Source organism: Pseudomonas migulae (genome assembly GCF_024169315.1).
Taxonomy (GTDB): domain Bacteria; phylum Pseudomonadota; class Gammaproteobacteria; order Pseudomonadales; family Pseudomonadaceae; genus Aquipseudomonas; species Aquipseudomonas migulae_B.
On record NZ_JALJWR010000001.1, the window covers coordinates 637,580 to 653,750 of the forward strand.

Here is a 16,171-nt window from a genome sequence, read left to right on the forward strand (position 1 = left end):
AGCGCGTCGAAGATGCAGTTAACCTTTCGAGCGTGTTGGTCTCATGCTCGCCGAGATGCCGGTGTAGCCGAAAAAATGATACGAGGATTTTGCAAATCGGATGTGCTGGACCCCAAGGCCTCAGTGTAGATATGCCCTCCCTCCAGACTATACACGTAGGCCGCCTCCTCACTGAGGTCATCCACCATTTCGCGCACCTCTAACAGCCTCTCCATCTTCCACCCATCACTTCGGTTGAGATAAGCCGGTGAAACCAACTGGATATCCAACAGCCAGATGTCTGATCCTTGTTCATTAAGTAACTGCTCAAGCGCTGAAATGCTGGGAAGCATAACCATGCAAGTCAATGCTTCACTGCTTTGTTGTCGACCTACTCTGACGTAAAACCAGGGGCAATGAGTGGTCTGCTCAACGTACTGCCAGTACTGGGTAGACTCATCACCCAAGTACGCGTCGAGGAAAATCTCTGCTGGTTTGTGAGTGATGAACATAGCGCCATTCCAAAAGTGAACACTATAGATTGTAGCCCTATAGAGCTCAAAAAGGCTTCATCGTTCCTTTTGCGAGGTCGGCAATATGGAACTGAAACAGGCATTTGGCGCGGCCCTGAAAAAGCTGCGATCGGAGAGGAAGCTTTCCCAGGAAGATTTCTCTGACGTCAGTAGTCGTACCTATCTCAGCACCCTAGAGCGCGGTCTGAAGAGCCCTACGATCGAGAAGGTAGATGATCTGGCAACTGTAATGGGCGTTCATCCGCTGACCATACTCGTAGGCTGTTATCTGATTCAGGACAATCCGATCACCCTCGACGAACTGTTTTCCCTAATTCGAACGGAACTGCCAAGCGAGATGCAATGAACATCTTATGGATCAAGTTTCATAAGCAAAGGGGATCAACGGAAGACTGTGGATTGTAAGGCTTGTGCTAGCATCCAATTTGATCCGAAGATCGAGGTCAGCAACGATGGAGCACCCAGTTCAGCCGGAAAATAGCCTCTCTGAGATTTTGGAAGGCAAGCAGAAACGCCGTGATGCGTTAATGCTTGCTGTTAGCCTTGCGTCGCCGTCTGAGTTAGAAGCGCCTGCTCAGCGTTTGAAAGAAGCCATGAAAAAACCTGCTGCATCGCGCCGTCAACGCATTCCCCCACCAGAGTTCGCCCGATAGGCGATGGGATCGAGGCACGCATATGGTCGCTTGTCCCAACCCCAGATGGGGTTACAGCCGTTGAAAGCCAATGGCCAAGTAGAGGCCCTGTTACGGTGGCCCGAGTAAGGAACAGATTCTTGGGCCGGCCGCTGAAGAGAACCTCAGAAACTCCACTTAGCTGAATTTTCTCATCTGGATAAACCCCAACGCGCCCTTGGCAAATGGCAGTAGCTCCGCAGCATTGATCTCCACTCTGGTATAGCCCCCAGAGGTGTCATGGTGAAATGCCGCAGCGAACTCGTTAAAGCTGACCAACTCAGCATGAAGAGGATGCAACAGTGCCAGGGGATTTGGGGCGACCGCCCCTTTGACCTGGCCCAGCATGTCGCCCACCGTCTGCCCTTCAGCGAACTTTTTTGGAAAACATCGATGCAGGTGCCCCTCAACCAGTAAACGCAAGGCTTTGGCCACTTCGAGCAAGCTGACGGTAGTATCTCCATCGATGAATCGCTCAACGAGTTGGTAATGCTTGTAGTATTCCGAGGAGCAATAGTCATCTAGATCGAAATCATCCAGTCGACTGTAATCATCCGCATCCCGATGAAGGGAAAGCTCTCCTATCTTTCCAAGCTTTTTACGCGCTACACGCCGTTTGACCTCACGTAGAAAGTGCGCATCGTGGCCCAAAGCGATGACCTGTGAGCATTGGTTGACCATCTGTAGCACTGCTTCAACCGTGTTATGACGGCGATGCTTATCCAAGCTGGTAAAAACGTCGTCAAGTACTACCGTAGCACCGGATCGATTGGCGTCGGCGAACAGTCGGGCAAGGAAGAAAGCAAACGCCAACGTCCTTTTGTCCCCTTCGCTCAAAGCCGAATGGAACGACAAGTCCCCTCCTACGCCGGGGCCAACGATGACAGTGGCGCCTCTCACCTTCAGCGCATATTCAGAGCGCAAGCCCCCACCTCTATAGGTGGGGGCCAATGCCTGGATCTCGAAAGGGGCCGCGAATTTACGAAGCCAATTGTTAATGGATATTTGAAAATCCTTCAGCGTTTGCCCCATCAACCTGTCTAGCTCAGTACGAGAAGTATCTCTTGCGGCCTCTGCGGATTTCAGCTTCGTCTTTGCAGTGGCCAGCTCTGCAACAAGAGCTACAACCGGAGTATCAAACCTTGTCCTGCCGAGCATGAGCGAGGATCGAGATGCCTCAAGTCCCGAAATATCGGGTTTAGCCAGCTTCGCCTTATATTCAGCAATCTCATCATTGAGCTTGACTATTTGCTGGTTGAAGTCAGTTGCAATCTGGGCAAGTTCATTCAAACGCTCTACCACTTTCAGGAACGGCGCGGAATCGAGTGCAGTTAGCGGATCGCCTTCCTTTTGACTGACAATTGCAAGCAAGTCTGCCTCAACCTCGCCGAGCACTTGCCAAGCAGCCACATTGTCGAGAACAGGAATATCGGCGATTCCTAGGCTTTCGGCCCACACGCTTCGAAGGCCCTGATTATATTCGTTGGCAGCACTCCACCCTCCAAGCTTCTTATCACCCAACCTCTGCAGCACAGTCTGACGAAGCGCGGCAATGCGGCGCTGGTATTCGGAGTAGGAGCCGTCGAAGTACAATTTGTAAGCCTTGAGCAAACTCAGCTCATTCGTTTCCTGGCCGCAAAACGGACATTCATCTTCTGGAAGGTGCTGGAGCCCCTCGGCAACCCACCGCTCGGTTGCTGGCCCCTTGTGTTTGGTAAAATGGGCTTTTGCTGTTTGTTCTGCGTTGACTGAAATACTCTCGAAGGAGCCTTCCAGAAGGCTGGGCAGACCTTCAAAATTAAACGCTGGTATATCCACCATCTTGAATGCTGGACGGCTCATTATCTGTTGGGATGCCCGAGCTTCGTTCAGTTGCCTGTCGGTCTCAACAATCTGGGCGTCGACATCTTTAATTGGCTTGAGCTTGGTAAATTGGCTGACCGAGAAATTACCTCTGTACCCCTGCAATGCCCCCTCGGCGGCGGCGACTTTCGCAGTACAGTCCCGCACTGTCGCGGACTCGGTGTCGAATTTCGTCCGTTGGGCTACAGCCGCGTCGCCAAGGGCCAGATTGAGTAGCGCCTCCCGTTGCTCAGGAAGAACACCAGCAGTTGCGTATACATTGCGATCTACGAAAGCCTGGTTGAACACGTGAAGGTTCGGTTGCTGCCCCTTCCAGGAGGCACCATCGAATTCAGTGCTGAAGGGAGGTGATCCGCCCCCGGTACGGAATCGGAAATGGACTTTCTGTGAGGTCAGTGCGCCAATTGTTTTGCGGTCGATCAGATCCTGAGCGTCGAAGGTAGAACACGCCAGCAGGATCGATGACAGTGTCGACTTTCCACGGGCGTTATCGGCGTAAATAAGGCTGACTTTTTCCAAATCTATGGGCTTAGTGATCCCTTTTTTGATAACACCGACGTTATCGATACAGACGATTTTCTCGAGCATGCGAATCCGATTCCCCTATGACTGTCCCTATTTTCAGCGTCCAAGATGGCTATAGCATCATTGGCTGGCAGGCCGCTTAGCTACTCCATCGATCGGACCATTTGCCGGACTGACCTGCCCGCACCTGATTGACGAATGCCATAAAATCACGGTTATCCAACTCTCGTTGGTATAGCGTCTGTAGCTCTATCGATAGAGCGCTCGACAGTTTCAGCACCTCATCAGCCCAAAGCTTATTGATTTCCTTACTGAACACTGCGTCCAAGTCTACACGCAGCGAAGTGATATCAATCTGGTCTAGTTTTTCATCCAAAGACATGGCATCGCGCTCATGACGGTGGAGGTTGCCCTCCTCGTCTTCATCCCACTCAACGTCGCTGTCCGAGAAGCGATTATTCAGTAATTCTTCATTTACGTTACCGTCATTGTCGATCGCGCCAAACATGTAGTGTTGCGAATAATCCGGTGACTGGATAATGGAATGAATTATGTTATTTCGTTGTTTTTGCACGAACTCGTCCAATGACTCTAGGTCATGGCTGCGTGCGACTTTCCGAATACCTTCAATGAGGCACTCGTCGCTGCCGTCGGGTAGCACTAAGGGCTGCTCATCGTCCAGTTTACGTTGCAAGGCGACTTTGCCAGGAAAATCCTCTCCCAGCCTTGAGATGATGCGTTTTAGTTCCGCGAGCGGATTTGCCTGTTTGAACCAGGAAAAATCTGTTTCAGGCAGCAGCAGTTCCTTCAATTCGTCCAAGCGTAGCTTAGGGGCCCGCTCCTGCACGATAGCAGCCACTAGTTTGCAAGTCTCAGCGGCAGACGTCTCATTGAACTCGACCGCCATGAGTGAAGGTTTTTGCTGGAGAAATGCTTCCAGTAGGCTGCCCGTCGTGATGTTTTCAATGATCCGTGCAAGTTTTGCGTTGTGCACAAACCGCTTGATAAGCTCTTACGCCAGTGTTCGGTCTTGATGCTCCGAGGTAATTCGGACGCAAAGTTGATGATCAGCGAGCACCTTGCACAACAAGGTATTGACCCACGCCAAATCCGTGTCTTCAACCTTAAGGATGACCTCGTGGAAACGGTTGAAGTATTTTTTCGACGAGTTTGCGCCCTCGAAATACGGCTCGGCACCGTTGGAAAGGTTTTGCGACCCCAGATAGGCGATGCCATCGTGGCTCAATAATTTGATGTGGCACGCAGCATGGAGATAGAGGTCTGACGTCGGCAGTTGGCGAGCGATTGCCATGACCGTCTCGGTCATTACCCCTGCTTGCGTGTCATCCAGCTCAGCTACCCCAGCCAGACCGAGCAGGATCTTGGCAGGTGAGCCTGCGGCGCGCTTTAGATATTCTTGGTCTACATACCGGAACAGTGATTGCAAACCAGTCGCTGCGCCGTAAGTGATGATCTTTAGATCAGTGAGGGACGAGCGCTGCTTTCTATGTTCATAAGCCCCCTCGCCATAATGCCGGTGGTTTAACGTAGTGTTGAAGCTGGCCAATTCGTCCATAAAAAGCTCGAGATCCAATGATGCGTTACTGTCTCCTGCCTCACCGCTTAGAGCAACCCCCGGCGCAGCCTATGTGCTGCGAATGACGGTGCCAGCGCAGCCTTCGGCACCGGCTCCGCAGAGTAACGCTGTGATGTGGCAAACGTACCGCACAGGCTGGGCGACAGGCACGCCTCCCAGAACTCGTAACAGTTTCGACCTGGTACCGGGTGATCCTCAATATCAGCGGTAGCTATCACGCCCTTCAGCGCCGCCGTTCATAGCATTCGAAGTTTGAGGCGTCGCACCCAACTGGAGAACTACCAGCCCGGGCGGCATTTCACCACGCCCTGAGCGCGTCGACACAAAGTCAGCTGGACAATAGCGGTCTGGATCGCACGACGCTCAAGGGACAAGTTCCTCGCCGTCGTATCTCCAAACATTCAACAACTGGGAACAGAACTGTGAGTGTTGGCGCTGATCGCGGGCGACTTACCCAAGGTTCATAGTCATCTCGCCACAATGCAAAAAAGCATCGCACTGCATGACTTGCCGATCTGGCGCCAACTCACCCGATGCTTCGAAAGCATTCTTCTGATTCGCCAGGATGAACCAGAGGTGGGTTTGCGCCGGCTGAGTGAAACAATGAGCGAAATGGACCAGCAAGGCGCCAGTCCGTTTTATAGCCTGCTGCGTTGCGAAGGTGTGCAAGGGATGGCGATGCTGGGCTTGAACCAGCAGGCCCTGGAGACGATCGATGAAACCATACGTATTGCCTCGTCACGTGATGAACGATGGTTTCTACCGGAACTGCTGAGAGTCAAGGGACAACTGCTGCTCAAAGACGCTACACCGTCATCACGCAACTATGTGAATGAACTGCTGAATCAAGCGTTGATACAGGCCGACAACCAGGGCGCCGGGTTTTGGCGTGCCCGTATTGCTTTCGATCTGGCACAGTCATTAGCGGTGACACGCGCGTAGGTCTGCCTGTCTGCCTCTAGAGGCTATACCCCGTCAAAAATTGCCCATCCTTGCTGGCGAGAAACAGCACATAGCCCGGCATGCCGACGACCCCGGCTAGCGAAGCAAAGTTGATCACCCCGCTGGCCTTGATGTTCTCTCGGTGGAAAATTGTTGGCATTGCGAAGCCCTCGTAGCTATTCATCCTTATCACACTCTCGTAAGTCATCCTTATCACGCTCCCGTAAGAGCCAGCAGACGATGCCGAGCACCAAGGTGGCAAATCCTAGTGCGGCAATGGTGAGCGCAGGCGTAGCGGCAGAATCGAGAATAACGAACTTCCGGCTGAGCGCCAGCAAGGCGATCAACAGCACTGTGCGAACCTGAACGATGCTGTTGCGTCGTAGGGCCGGGCGCACAATCGAATGCTTAAACTCCAGGGCTATCAGCACGGTGAAGATTGAGCCAAAGAGGGCCTGGAAAACATCGTGATCTAGAGGGTCAATCGCACCACCGATCACCAACGGCACAACCCTGCGACAGAGCTGCAGTAGCGCCATCAAAATCACAGACGCGATAATGAGACTGAGCGCTATAACAACCAATTGTTCGAAACGTTCGTAAGCATTCATCAGCGTCCACTGAAGTCTGAAATTTTTCAGCGTCGAGTTGCGCTCACGCCTTTCAGAATCAGGCTTTGACACGATAACCCTCCACACTTGCGTCTTCAGTCCGCCGGGCTCGTCCAGGCATTTGAGGATTCAGTACACCACTGCACGTCGTGATCAACAGGCCTGCTCCCAGGTTACGTGAGTGTGCTGGGGCTAAGTCCCGGTCTCCGCAGTAGGTGCCAGATCATCTGGCTGGTCTGGCGGACTACTCTTTCCGGAGGTCTTTGGCGCATCCACCTCCACTTTATTGAAGACCACTTCCCTACGTTCCGTGTCGTAACCCAACTCAACACTGTCGCAGGCTTGCAGCTTGCCAGCGAGCATTTCCTTCGCAAGCCGCGTTTCGACGGCCTGGCGAATCTGACGTTTCAACTCGCGCGCGCCAAACTCAGGCTGATAACCAACATCCGCCAGATGATCGATGAGTGAACCATCAATTTTCACGGTGATGTTCTGTGCCGCTGCAGTTCGAATGACCCGATCAAGCTGAATGCTCACAATCGATCGGATGTTGTCACGGGTAAGGGCATGGAACACGATGATGTCATCAATACGGTTCAGGAATTCGGGACGAAAATGCCCTTTCAGGACGCCCATTAATTCATCACGTAACGCTTTATCCGTAAGGCGTTCATCTTCGGGGCGCTCAAGATTCTCCATGATCACGGGAGAGCCCAAGTTGCTGGTGGCAATGATGATCGTGTTGCTGAAGTCCACGACACGTCCCTTGCCGTCCGTGAGACGCCCATCGTCGAATACCTGCAGCAATACGTTGCTCACATCGGGATGCGCCTTTTCGATCTCGTCGAGCAGAATCACACTGTAGGGCTTGCGGCGGACACGCTCTGTCAACTGACCGCCTTCGTCATATCCCACATAACCGGGTGGCGCGCCGATCAAACGAGCAACCGCATGCCGCTCCATGTACTCCGACATATCAATACGAATGATCGATTGCTCGTCACCAAACACCGTTTCCGCCAACGCTTTGGCAAGTTCAGTTTTGCCAACGCCCGTAGGGCCAAGAAAGAGAAACGTGGCAATAGGTCTGTTCGCCTGACCAAGGCCGGCTCGAGACAAACGAACGGCATCGCTGACCGCGAGAACAGCGTCTTCCTGTCCAACCAGCCGCTCACGCAACGTGTCTTCCATATTCAACAGTTTTTGACGCTCTTCCTGCGTAAGCTCGGTCACAGGAATACCGGTGAGACGGGACAGCACCTCGGCAATTGATTCCAGGGTCACCTCAAGGGTTTCGGAACCTGTCTTGCGCTGCCAGGCTTCTGTTTCCTCTCCCAGTTGCGCTTGTTTTTGACCAATGCGTTCTTCGAAGCCTTTGGATTCATCAAAACGTTTACGGGAAGATGCATAGTCCTGTTCACGTTTAAGTTGCGTGATTTCGGCTTCCAGCTCCTGGATGCCAGCCGGCCTTGAGGAGGAACTGATTCGAACACGGGCCGCGGCCTGATCGATCAGGTCAATGGCTTTATCCGGTAGATAGCGCGAGGTGATGTAACGATCCGACAGCTCAGCTGCCGCCACAAATGCTTCATCGGCGAATGTGACCTGGTGATGAGCCTCAAGCTTATCGCGCAGCCCACGCAAGATAATGATGGTCTGTTCGACGGTGGGCTCGGATATCAGCACAGGCTGAAAACGTCGTTCAAGCGCTGCGTCTTTTTCGATGTGCTTTTGATACTCATTGAGTGTCGTCGCACCGATCAAACTAAGCTCCCCGCGTGCCAATGCGGGTTTCAGTACGTTGGCAATATCCAGGCCGCCCTCCTCACCACCCTGCCCCGCGCCAACGATCGTGTGCAACTCGTCAATGAACAGAATAAGCTCCGAGCTTTTTGCGGCGACTTCATCAAGTAGTTGCTTGGCTCGCTCCTCGAATTCACCACGATATTTAGAGCCCGCAACCATTGAGTTCAGATTGATTTCAACAAGCCGCCTGCCACGCAGAATCTCAGGGACATCGCCTTTTACTATTCGTTGTGCAAGCCCTTCAACGATGGCTGTTTTACCGACGCCAGGTTCGCCGATAAGAACCGGATTGTTCTTTCTGCGCCGCGCCAGCACCTCGATGGTATTTTCGATTTCCTGCGCGCGCCCCAGTACGGGATCCAGTTTGCCCTCACGAGCCAGTGACGTCAGGTCGCGACCGAACTTGTCGAGTGTCGGTGTTCCCGTCGGGGTGTCGACTCGCCCATCCTCAGCCCCCTTACCCACCACCTTTACCACCTTCTGCCGCAAGGCTTCAGGCGTTACGCCGTATTTTTTGAGCAATGTCCCGGCGATACTTTCTGGTACGGAGGCAAGCCCTATCAACAAATGCTCTGGGCCAACGTACGAATGTCCTAAATCACGAGATGCCTGGAACGCAAAATTGAAAACTTTCTTTAACCGTGGCGAAATGCTCATCTGGTCCACCGGGGCCTGGGCCTCCGCTGTGCCCCTCTGAGCATGTTGATCGATGTAGCCTTTGATCTCGTCCGGAGAAAGCTTCAGCTCCTTAAGCAACGCCGTACCCACATCGGTATCCGCAAGCACATACAACAAATGCTCAGTATCGAGCTCGCTACGGTTGAGTTCATGGGCTTTCTCACCCGCGCGTTGCAGGATTTCCAGCGTCTGGGAACTGAATGCATCGGTTGCATCGACAGATTCTCGAGGCACTTGCGCAGAGAGCCTGAAGTCATCACCCGCTTGATCCTTTGCTCCGCCCATGCTGTCGAAAAAGCGGGACACACCCCCGCCCAGCAGAGAGTCGAATGGATTCAACATGCTTTGATGGCGTAAGAGTTGACGGTAATCGTGGTCGCAAATGGACATTGTCCTGGCTTGGCCATTTTGCGATACGGTCACTCGCGCTACAGCGGGTCTCGCATTACATATTTCACAGAGAGTAGCCATGATGAGTTGTCTCCAAAGATGGATAACACGGACTCATTCAGATGGGTCTACGGCCCCGTAAACGATGCTCAAGCAACAGGGGCATGAGATCCGCAATACGCTGAGATTGCTCAGGAAGACGATTACGTTGGAGGGAATGGCAGTCTCGGCTGACGACGCCATCCAATAACGATAGTCGGATCTCATCAAAACACGCTATGGGCGACCCAGGATACCGACGAACGACGTCTGATAAATTTGTGCAAAAAAATACCGCCAGTCGTAAACCACCTACTCATCAGCAAATGAGGCTATGGAATCACCAGCGTGATCGAGCAACGCTTCGATGTCGGAATTCGCAGGGGCGAATCGATCAGCAAGGACATGATTGCGGTTCGCACCAAAACCATCGGATAAAAAGCCGCCGAAAATGACAGCAAAAGAACGAGCGCGCGAGGTCTTGCCGGCATTGGAGGAAACGTAGAACGCGTTCAGCGATTACGGCAAGCGCCAACAACGACTATAGTCAATGGTGCGTCAGAGCGAATCCAGCCTTTCCGCTGCCAACCTGGCCTCAATCCAATACCGCGAAGGCACGGCGGATCTCCTCGTGCTTCTTGATGCGGATAGTGAACGTCTCGCAACCGAAGACACTCAGGCTCAGGCCTCAAACGAGGTGTATCGAGGCATCGTCGCCATTTGTAAATCACTTGGCGGTGGATGGAGTTATCCCCCCGGGCAAGTCGTATCCCGCTGAGCAGACCCCAACCGCCCATCTATAAGGGCTCAAGCCATGCACACTTCAGAATTGGATGATGCGAAAGAAACGAATGGCGACCTGGTTCAGGGGCCGCTGCCGGCCGGCACTGTCGCGCCCGACTTCACTCTGTACGCAACCCCTGATCAGCAGTTGTCGCTACGCGAGCTAAAGGGAAATCCCGTGATACTGGCGTTTTATCCCGCAGACTGGACTTCGGTTTGTGGCGACCAACTGACTTTGTACAACCAGTTGCTACCCACATTCAGAGAATACGGTGCGACGCTACTGGGTATCTCAGTTGACAGCGCCTGGTGTCATCAGGCCTTTGCCAAAGATCGAAATTTTCACTTCAGCCTGCTGGCCGATTTCGAGCCCAAAGGGGCTGTGGCGCGGCAGTATGGAGCCTACGAGTCCCACCTGGGGGTTTGTAAGCGGGCGCTGTTCGTGATTGACAAGGAGGGGGTGGTCGCCTGGAGCTACGTCTCCCCGATGGCAATCAATCCGGGGGCGGACGGCATTCTGGATGCGCTGGATGCTCTGGCGAATTCATCACAAAGCACGCCAACCTAAAATTAACAGGTGATCCCATGGCCACTCTCAAAGTCCCGGTAAGTGCCAGCGACCATCGCCAGGGAAGTGCGCATGCCAAGGTCACACTGGTGGAATTTGGCGACTATCAATGTCCCTATTGCGCTGAAGCGTATTGGATAGTCAAGAATCTGCAACAGCATTTTCGCGATGATTTGCTGTTCGTGTTCCGTAATTTTCCACTGACCACTGCTCACCCGCATGCGATGGCTGCAGCTGTCACCGCTGAGTTTGCCGGGAGTCGAGGATTCTTCTGGGAGGCTCACGACGAATTGTATGAAAATCAGGATCGATTAGGCCTGCCGCTGTTTCGGGCCATCGCTCTAAAACATGGCCTCCCCGACGAAGAACTCTATCTTGCCATGCAAGACGGTACCTACGTACCCAAAATAAAATCCGATTTTAATGGCGGCGTACGGAGCGGCGTGAATGGCACCCCAGCGTTTTACATTGACGGGATTCGCTATGACGGGGCTCCAGAGTTCACCGAGATGAGTCAGATGATTGAGCTTTCGTTAATGAGTTGACGAAATCGCTAGATAGTGAAATCGCTTGGCATCACCCACACCGTAGCCGAGGGCGAACGTGCCCCATTGCGCAGCGCACCAGGTTTGCATTCGATGATATTTCAATACGGGAGATTGAAGAATCCACGGTGCTGCCAGCGACAAGCATCGCTCATAAAGCAGCGGCACGAAAATATCAGCCCAGCGAACCGAGGACATAAAAAATGGCGATGTTAATTTTTGACAGTTCGGAAGATTCCATAGTCGAGGCCCATGTCCTGGTCGAGGCGCTGAATGAATGGTTGGCGGAACAGCAGCCCAGTTGCCCGCTAAGGTCCGCCCGTGCGCAATGTTGCTATCGGCCCGATGGCACGCTGGATTCTGTATTGACCGTACTAACAGACGTGGTGGTGGATTAAAGAGGTGCACACGGAGCCAGCAGCGAATGAAATCTTTGAAGTATTATGAAAAGAATCGACACGCCACATGGTTAGAGTTGTTTTTTGACCTGATTTTTGTTGTTGCAATTGGCAAGGTTACGCATACTCTCGGACATCTTCATCACGGCCATTTTGAACAGGAGCAATTATGGACATTTTTACTGCTTTTTGTTCCATTATGGTGGATCTGGTCCAGCCACACGATTTACTCAAATAGGTTTGATACAGACAGTAACCTTCACCGCTTGGCAACTTTATTTTTAATGTTGCTGCTCATTGTGCTGTCTGCACGGATTGGGGAAGAATTGGAAGTAAACTATGCGCTTGTTATTACCTGCTATTTTGGTATACGTGCCATCATCAGTATTATGTACATTTCGTCCATAAATAAATTCGATCATCGTAGTGAATTCTCCTCCAGGCTTGGCTTCGCCCTGTTAGTTAGCGCAGCTGTTAGTCTTTCATCCATTCTTTTTGACCCACCTATGCGTTACCTTGTCGCTTACATTGGGATTTTTCTTGATATTCTGCTCCCTTTATTTTCTTGGGGTAAGCTAAAGCCATTGCCCGCACATACAGAACACTTGGTTGAACGACTAGGTTTACTCACCCTCATCTTATTGGGCGAGTCGGTAATTAGCCTTTCTGGAGGGTTATCTGACATTCAATGGGATCGTTATAATGTGATGGCGGCAATCACCGGATTTATCATGATTTGCAGTATCTGGTGGATATATTTTGATAGCTTTTACTTGTTGAGCAAAAATGAAAGTAGTATGAGTGGACACTCCTTAATCTACTCGCACCTTTTTCTATTTATGGGGCTAGCACTTCTCGCAAATTTGATCAGGCATGCGATCCTGAATGACATTGCGATGCGCGATTTCCAGATTACGTCAATCATCGGCATGGCCTTATTTTTCTTAGGCAAGCAATATGGCTACTTCATAGCGGTACCTAAAATAAGGAAATACATACTACAAAACACCTTGATCGTGTTTTCTCTAGGTGGTTTGGTTATATTCCTACCCCGCGTCGAGTACATATTGGTCGGCCTGACAGCAACCATGATCTGTTATGTTTTACTAAACTTCAGGTATCGTTGAATCTTTAAAGTTGGGCCATATCACGGGTGGATCAGCTATCCGCGCACATCCATACATCCCTACCAACCAAAGCGGGTGTTCGCCTGGAAAGCACGGGGGCAAACACAGCGCTGCGGGAGGCCCGCGCCAAGCGGCAAAAACCTAATCAAAGAAGGCCAGGGTGCGAACTTCGATACTCTCGCGCGGCGGGGCTCCCGGCGGCGTATTGGGGTCCTTGAAGGCGGTATGGGGCGTGAAGCGGGCACGGTCGTCGTGACGTGAGTCATACCCCTTGATCAGCAAGACTTCGTCACGGCGCATGTCCGGAAAATAGTACCAGCGCTGTTGCGGATTGTAGGCCAGGTGGTAGATCTCACCGATACGATCCGGATAGACCAAATCGGTGGCCAGCAGGTCATTGGGGTTGAGCGTCGAGGCGTCCAGCACCGCCAGCGGTGAGCGCTTGACGGGGCCGCTCATCGGGCGCCAGAGGTTAATCTGGGCCACCGAGACCCGTGCGGCGGCCTGATCCTGGCCCAGCACGTCGCGAATACGTTCAGGCCCCGAGCGGTCGGTGTAGTCATTATGCACACGGCTGGCTGGCCCGCGAATATCCCGCCGCTCGGCGTCGCTGCGCCTGGTGTGGTCGAAGATGACGACCCGGCTCGCGCCCGTCAACTCCTTGATCAAGGCCTTGACCTCGTCATAGTAGACGCTTTCCACTGAGGTATCGTCGTAGAGATCGTCGACCACCGTATCCCGCCGATGGAGTTCAAACCCCTGCTTGTCCAGAGAAAGGCTGTCTGCCAACGGACGACCGTTGTGTATCGTGACCTCGCGCTCCTCCTGCTCAGCAAAGTAGTGTGGTTCACTGTTACCGGTCAGAGCCTCGGTATGCACATAGGGCTTCGCATCGTGCTTGACCAGGTAGGTGAGTTTTGTGATGACGTTAGCGGGCATATCAGTTGTGCACTTCAAGTAACACCTCCCGGTCTGCTGAGCGCATCCGGCGTAGTGTCACCGTGGCGGCGCTGTAACTTGCATGTAGACACCTTCAATCTCGATCGTATGCCTTCGAACGGACACTATCAAATGCAGCCCGAGGTGCACGGCACACGACCGATAGAAAAGGACCTCTCTAACCTCGGCATCGACGACCAGCTTGACCATGACTGGCGTGTCGCACTGCGGGTCTGCGCCGATCATGAGCATCCGATATCCCTAAACTTCCCGCACCGCTATCTAGAGAAGCGGAATGCTATAGGTGACAAAAATACGATTCTGATCGACGTTACGAGATGCTTCGCTGTTGGACTTGCCGTTACGCCAGCCGAACCCGACGCCTTTTAGCGCTCCCGACTGAAGGACGTAGTCCAGGCTAATGTCTCTTTCCCATTCCTTTTGGTTGGCGCCTGACGTCGTTTTAATGTTATCGCCAGAGAGGTACATGACCGAGCCTTTTAGGCCAGGGACGCCCAGAGCGGCGAAGTCGTAAGCATACTGGCCGAAAGCTGTTCGCTCGCCTGCGCGGGTGAAAGTTTGGATAAAGCGGTCTGTATACAGATACAGGCTTGCTCCACCGGCGCCCTTGTCTGGCAGGCTACCCTGACTGAGTTGAGTGAAGTTGCTGCCATCCGACACACTTTGGTACCCCGCAGTAATCGCGTGGCCACCCAGTGTGTAAATCAACGCGGCACTCCAGGTACGGTTATCGATTTCTCCATCACCGTTTTTGGTGTAGCCACTCATTCTGTAGCCTGACGTACCGGAGCTATTTGCACCTGACGAGTCAGTTTTGAAGTAGCGCAGGTCGGTTTTGAGGGACTGATTGTCCGAGATGGCAAGGGTGTGAATCAATCCCAAAAAATGCTGCGTATAGTAGTTATCGAGGCCGGCGTAGTAGTACTGAGCTGTCAGATCCTTGGTGACTTTCCAATCGCCCCCGGCGAAGTCAAACTGATTGCTTTCACGCGTACCACCAGTAACGGCCAGCCCCGTCTGATCGCTCGAACCACGTCCTGTTGCATGTTCAATCCGACCTCCAGTCAAGGTCAGGCGATTGAGCTCGCTTGAGGTGATTTGAACGCCCTCGAAGGTTTGCGGAAGCACGCGCCCATCGTTGGCGACCAGAATTGGGAGTTTCGGAATCAAGGTGCCGTAGCGAAGTTCAGTTTTCGACATTTTGACTTTTCCGGTCAGCCCCAGCCTGCTCCACTCGTCGACCGCACGGTTGTCACTGTCAGAAGGCATCATGCTGCTGCCGACATGCCGTCCTTTGCCGCTGTCCAGGTTAACCCCCAGCAACCCCAGGCCATCGACACCAAAGCCAACCATGCCGTCGGTATAGCCCGATTTGAAGTCCAGCATGAAACCCTGCGCCCATTCTTCGGTTTTGGTAGGGGCGGCAACGCCATCGCGGTTGTCGTTATTGAAGTAGAAGTTTCTCATTCCCAAGGTGGCTTTGCTATCACTCAGGAAGTCAGCATGCGCCTGGACACTCAGGGTGATACTAAGAAACACCGAACTTGCAGTTATTGTTTTTCCACTCATTTATATGGCGCTCCATTTGTTATTTTGAAGTAATAGAAGCAACGCAAAATCTTCCAGGCCAACGCAATGCACACGAAGGAACGGTAGATAGTGTTCAGGTATATTTAGATAAATAAGCTAGCGGCCTGAGCGGTTTGTTATTGCATTGAAGTCATGCCTCGAAGCGGAGTCTCAGCGCTACTCATTTTTTCGCGGCTCTTGTTGTTATGCAGCGCGATAGCATTAGTGCCGAGTGTGTGAGAAAGGCGCAGAGAGTGCCTTGCCTGGGGAGATGGAGTTCTGCGTTGGGGTCTGAAAATTTATCTTATCGTCTGAATTTCAGGACTGGGGCCGGACACAATTGCCGGTCGAGTACCCAAAGGCTCAGCGGGCTGACCTGACGACTGTCCTCTGCCGCGGGTACAAATACCGGGTGAGATAATCCTTTATCCGGATGCTCCCAGCGCACACTGAAAAGATGTTGCGCCCTTGCTGCTTGGCTTTGTACATAGCCACTCAGCCTGCTGGATCAGTTGCACCGGCTGCTCGATGTGACCATCGCTCCAGCATGCAGCAAAAATAGCAACCCGAGGCGCGCCGATCACGAC

16 protein-coding genes and 2 pseudogenes are annotated in these 16,171 nt (G+C 52.7%); 8 read left to right on the forward strand and 10 right to left on the reverse strand.

The features are described from left to right. Positions 1-41 precede the first annotated feature (41 nt). On the reverse strand, positions 42-491 hold the full coding sequence (locus J2Y86_RS02880) for a hypothetical protein (protein WP_253427977.1): 450 nt from the start codon (positions 489-491) through the stop codon (positions 42-44). A gap of 85 nt (positions 492-576) precedes the next feature. Between J2Y86_RS02880 and J2Y86_RS02885 the strand changes: the two genes are divergently transcribed. Beyond that, positions 577-858 (forward strand): helix-turn-helix domain-containing protein, encoded by a 282-nt coding sequence (locus tag J2Y86_RS02885; protein WP_253427979.1) that lies wholly within the window; start codon positions 577-579, stop codon positions 856-858. Between the two features lie 106 nt (positions 859-964). Next, on the forward strand, positions 965-1,165 hold the full coding sequence (locus J2Y86_RS02890; RefSeq protein WP_253427981.1) for a hypothetical protein: 201 nt from the start codon (positions 965-967) through the stop codon (positions 1,163-1,165). A 156-nt stretch (positions 1,166-1,321) separates the two neighbouring features. On the opposite strand, the gene J2Y86_RS02895 is transcribed toward J2Y86_RS02890, so the two are convergent. The 3 genes from J2Y86_RS02895 to J2Y86_RS02905 all read right to left on the reverse strand — a co-directional run bounded on the left by J2Y86_RS02895 (position 1,322) and on the right by J2Y86_RS02905 (position 5,147). Next, positions 1,322-3,634: an AAA family ATPase gene (locus tag J2Y86_RS02895; protein WP_253427983.1), complete on the reverse strand. Its 2,313-nt coding sequence runs from the start codon at positions 3,632-3,634 to the stop codon at positions 1,322-1,324. A 76-nt stretch (positions 3,635-3,710) separates the two neighbouring features. Beyond that, entirely contained in the window at positions 3,711-4,565 is an 855-nt protein-coding gene (locus J2Y86_RS02900) for a hypothetical protein (protein ID WP_253427985.1), read from the reverse strand. Between the two features lie 18 nt (positions 4,566-4,583). Then, positions 4,584-5,147: a hypothetical protein gene (locus J2Y86_RS02905; protein ID WP_253427987.1), complete on the reverse strand. Its 564-nt coding sequence runs from the start codon at positions 5,145-5,147 to the stop codon at positions 4,584-4,586. Between the two features lie 447 nt (positions 5,148-5,594). Here J2Y86_RS02905 and J2Y86_RS02910 point away from each other — a divergent pair, with 447 nt between their 5' ends. Then, positions 5,595-6,110 (forward strand): hypothetical protein, encoded by a 516-nt coding sequence (locus tag J2Y86_RS02910; protein WP_253427989.1) that lies wholly within the window; start codon positions 5,595-5,597, stop codon positions 6,108-6,110. Between the two features lie 16 nt (positions 6,111-6,126). Here the strand turns inward: J2Y86_RS02910 and J2Y86_RS02915 are convergent, their stop codons facing one another. The 3 genes from J2Y86_RS02915 to J2Y86_RS02925 form a co-directional block, all read right to left on the reverse strand. Beyond that, entirely contained in the window at positions 6,127-6,270 is a 144-nt protein-coding gene (locus J2Y86_RS02915) for a hypothetical protein (RefSeq protein ID WP_253427991.1), read from the reverse strand. Between the two features lie 16 nt (positions 6,271-6,286). Further along, a complete protein-coding gene (locus J2Y86_RS02920) occupies positions 6,287-6,721 on the reverse strand; it encodes a phosphate-starvation-inducible PsiE family protein (protein WP_210624629.1) in 435 nt (144 codons plus the stop codon). Positions 6,722-6,913: 192 nt separating this feature from the next. Then, positions 6,914-9,679, reverse strand: a complete 2,766-nt coding sequence (locus J2Y86_RS02925; RefSeq protein ID WP_437180676.1) for an AAA family ATPase — start codon at positions 9,677-9,679, stop codon at positions 6,914-6,916. Positions 9,680-10,106: 427 nt separating this feature from the next. On the opposite strand from J2Y86_RS02925, the pseudogene J2Y86_RS02935 reads away from it, so the two are divergent. The 5 genes and pseudogenes from J2Y86_RS02935 to J2Y86_RS02955 form a co-directional block, all read left to right on the forward strand. After that, positions 10,107-10,412: pseudogene (locus tag J2Y86_RS02935) on the forward strand (TolC family protein); the annotation flags it as partial. A gap of 36 nt (positions 10,413-10,448) precedes the next feature. Next, positions 10,449-10,985, forward strand: a complete 537-nt coding sequence (locus J2Y86_RS02940) for a redoxin domain-containing protein (RefSeq protein WP_253427995.1) — start codon at positions 10,449-10,451, stop codon at positions 10,983-10,985. A 17-nt stretch (positions 10,986-11,002) separates the two neighbouring features. After that, positions 11,003-11,530, forward strand: coding sequence for a DsbA family protein (locus J2Y86_RS02945; RefSeq protein ID WP_253427997.1), 528 nt, complete (start codon positions 11,003-11,005; stop codon positions 11,528-11,530). A 203-nt stretch (positions 11,531-11,733) separates the two neighbouring features. Then, positions 11,734-11,928 carry a hypothetical protein gene (locus tag J2Y86_RS02950; RefSeq protein WP_253427999.1) on the forward strand — a complete coding sequence of 65 codons (195 nt, stop codon included), beginning with the start codon at positions 11,734-11,736 and terminating at the stop codon, positions 11,926-11,928. Positions 11,929-11,954: 26 nt separating this feature from the next. Further along, on the forward strand, positions 11,955-13,055 hold the full coding sequence (locus J2Y86_RS02955) for a low temperature requirement protein A (RefSeq protein ID WP_253428001.1): 1,101 nt from the start codon (positions 11,955-11,957) through the stop codon (positions 13,053-13,055). A gap of 141 nt (positions 13,056-13,196) precedes the next feature. Here the strand turns inward: J2Y86_RS02955 and J2Y86_RS02960 are convergent, their stop codons facing one another. From J2Y86_RS02960 to J2Y86_RS30315, 3 genes and pseudogenes are all read right to left on the reverse strand, one after another. Beyond that, the gene (locus J2Y86_RS02960; protein WP_253428003.1) at positions 13,197-13,994 is read right to left on the reverse strand and encodes a CmcJ/NvfI family oxidoreductase; all 798 of its coding nucleotides are present in this window, start codon (positions 13,992-13,994) and stop codon (positions 13,197-13,199) included. A gap of 282 nt (positions 13,995-14,276) precedes the next feature. Further along, a complete protein-coding gene (locus J2Y86_RS02965; protein WP_253428005.1) occupies positions 14,277-15,584 on the reverse strand; it encodes an OprD family porin in 1,308 nt (435 codons plus the stop codon). Positions 15,585-15,930: 346 nt separating this feature from the next. Further along, positions 15,931-16,126, reverse strand: a pseudogene (locus tag J2Y86_RS30315) (hypothetical protein); the annotation flags it as partial. Positions 16,127-16,171: the final 45 nt, after the last annotated feature.

Excerpts from the sequence above, each read along its gene's own strand:
- J2Y86_RS02880 (WP_253427977.1), bottom strand. The coding sequence starts at position 491 with ATGTTCATCACTCACAAACCAGCAGAGATTTTCCTCGACGCGTACTTG.
- J2Y86_RS02885 (WP_253427979.1), top strand. The coding sequence starts at position 577 with ATGGAACTGAAACAGGCATTTGGCGCGGCCCTGAAAAAGCTGCGATCG.
- J2Y86_RS02890 (WP_253427981.1), top strand. The coding sequence starts at position 965 with ATGGAGCACCCAGTTCAGCCGGAAAATAGCCTCTCTGAGATTTTGGAA.
- J2Y86_RS02895 (WP_253427983.1), bottom strand. The coding sequence starts at position 3,634 with ATGCTCGAGAAAATCGTCTGTATCGATAACGTCGGTGTTATCAAAAAA.
- J2Y86_RS02905 (WP_253427987.1), bottom strand. The coding sequence starts at position 5,147 with ATGGACGAATTGGCCAGCTTCAACACTACGTTAAACCACCGGCATTAT.
- J2Y86_RS02915 (WP_253427991.1), bottom strand. The coding sequence starts at position 6,270 with ATGCCAACAATTTTCCACCGAGAGAACATCAAGGCCAGCGGGGTGATC.
- J2Y86_RS02920 (WP_210624629.1), bottom strand. The coding sequence starts at position 6,721 with ATGAATGCTTACGAACGTTTCGAACAATTGGTTGTTATAGCGCTCAGT.
- J2Y86_RS02940 (WP_253427995.1), top strand. The coding sequence starts at position 10,449 with ATGCACACTTCAGAATTGGATGATGCGAAAGAAACGAATGGCGACCTG.
- J2Y86_RS02945 (WP_253427997.1), top strand. The coding sequence starts at position 11,003 with ATGGCCACTCTCAAAGTCCCGGTAAGTGCCAGCGACCATCGCCAGGGA.
- J2Y86_RS02950 (WP_253427999.1), top strand. The coding sequence starts at position 11,734 with ATGGCGATGTTAATTTTTGACAGTTCGGAAGATTCCATAGTCGAGGCC.
- J2Y86_RS02955 (WP_253428001.1), top strand. The coding sequence starts at position 11,955 with ATGAAATCTTTGAAGTATTATGAAAAGAATCGACACGCCACATGGTTA.
- J2Y86_RS02960 (WP_253428003.1), bottom strand. The coding sequence starts at position 13,994 with ATGCCCGCTAACGTCATCACAAAACTCACCTACCTGGTCAAGCACGAT.
- J2Y86_RS02965 (WP_253428005.1), bottom strand. The coding sequence starts at position 15,584 with ATGAGTGGAAAAACAATAACTGCAAGTTCGGTGTTTCTTAGTATCACC.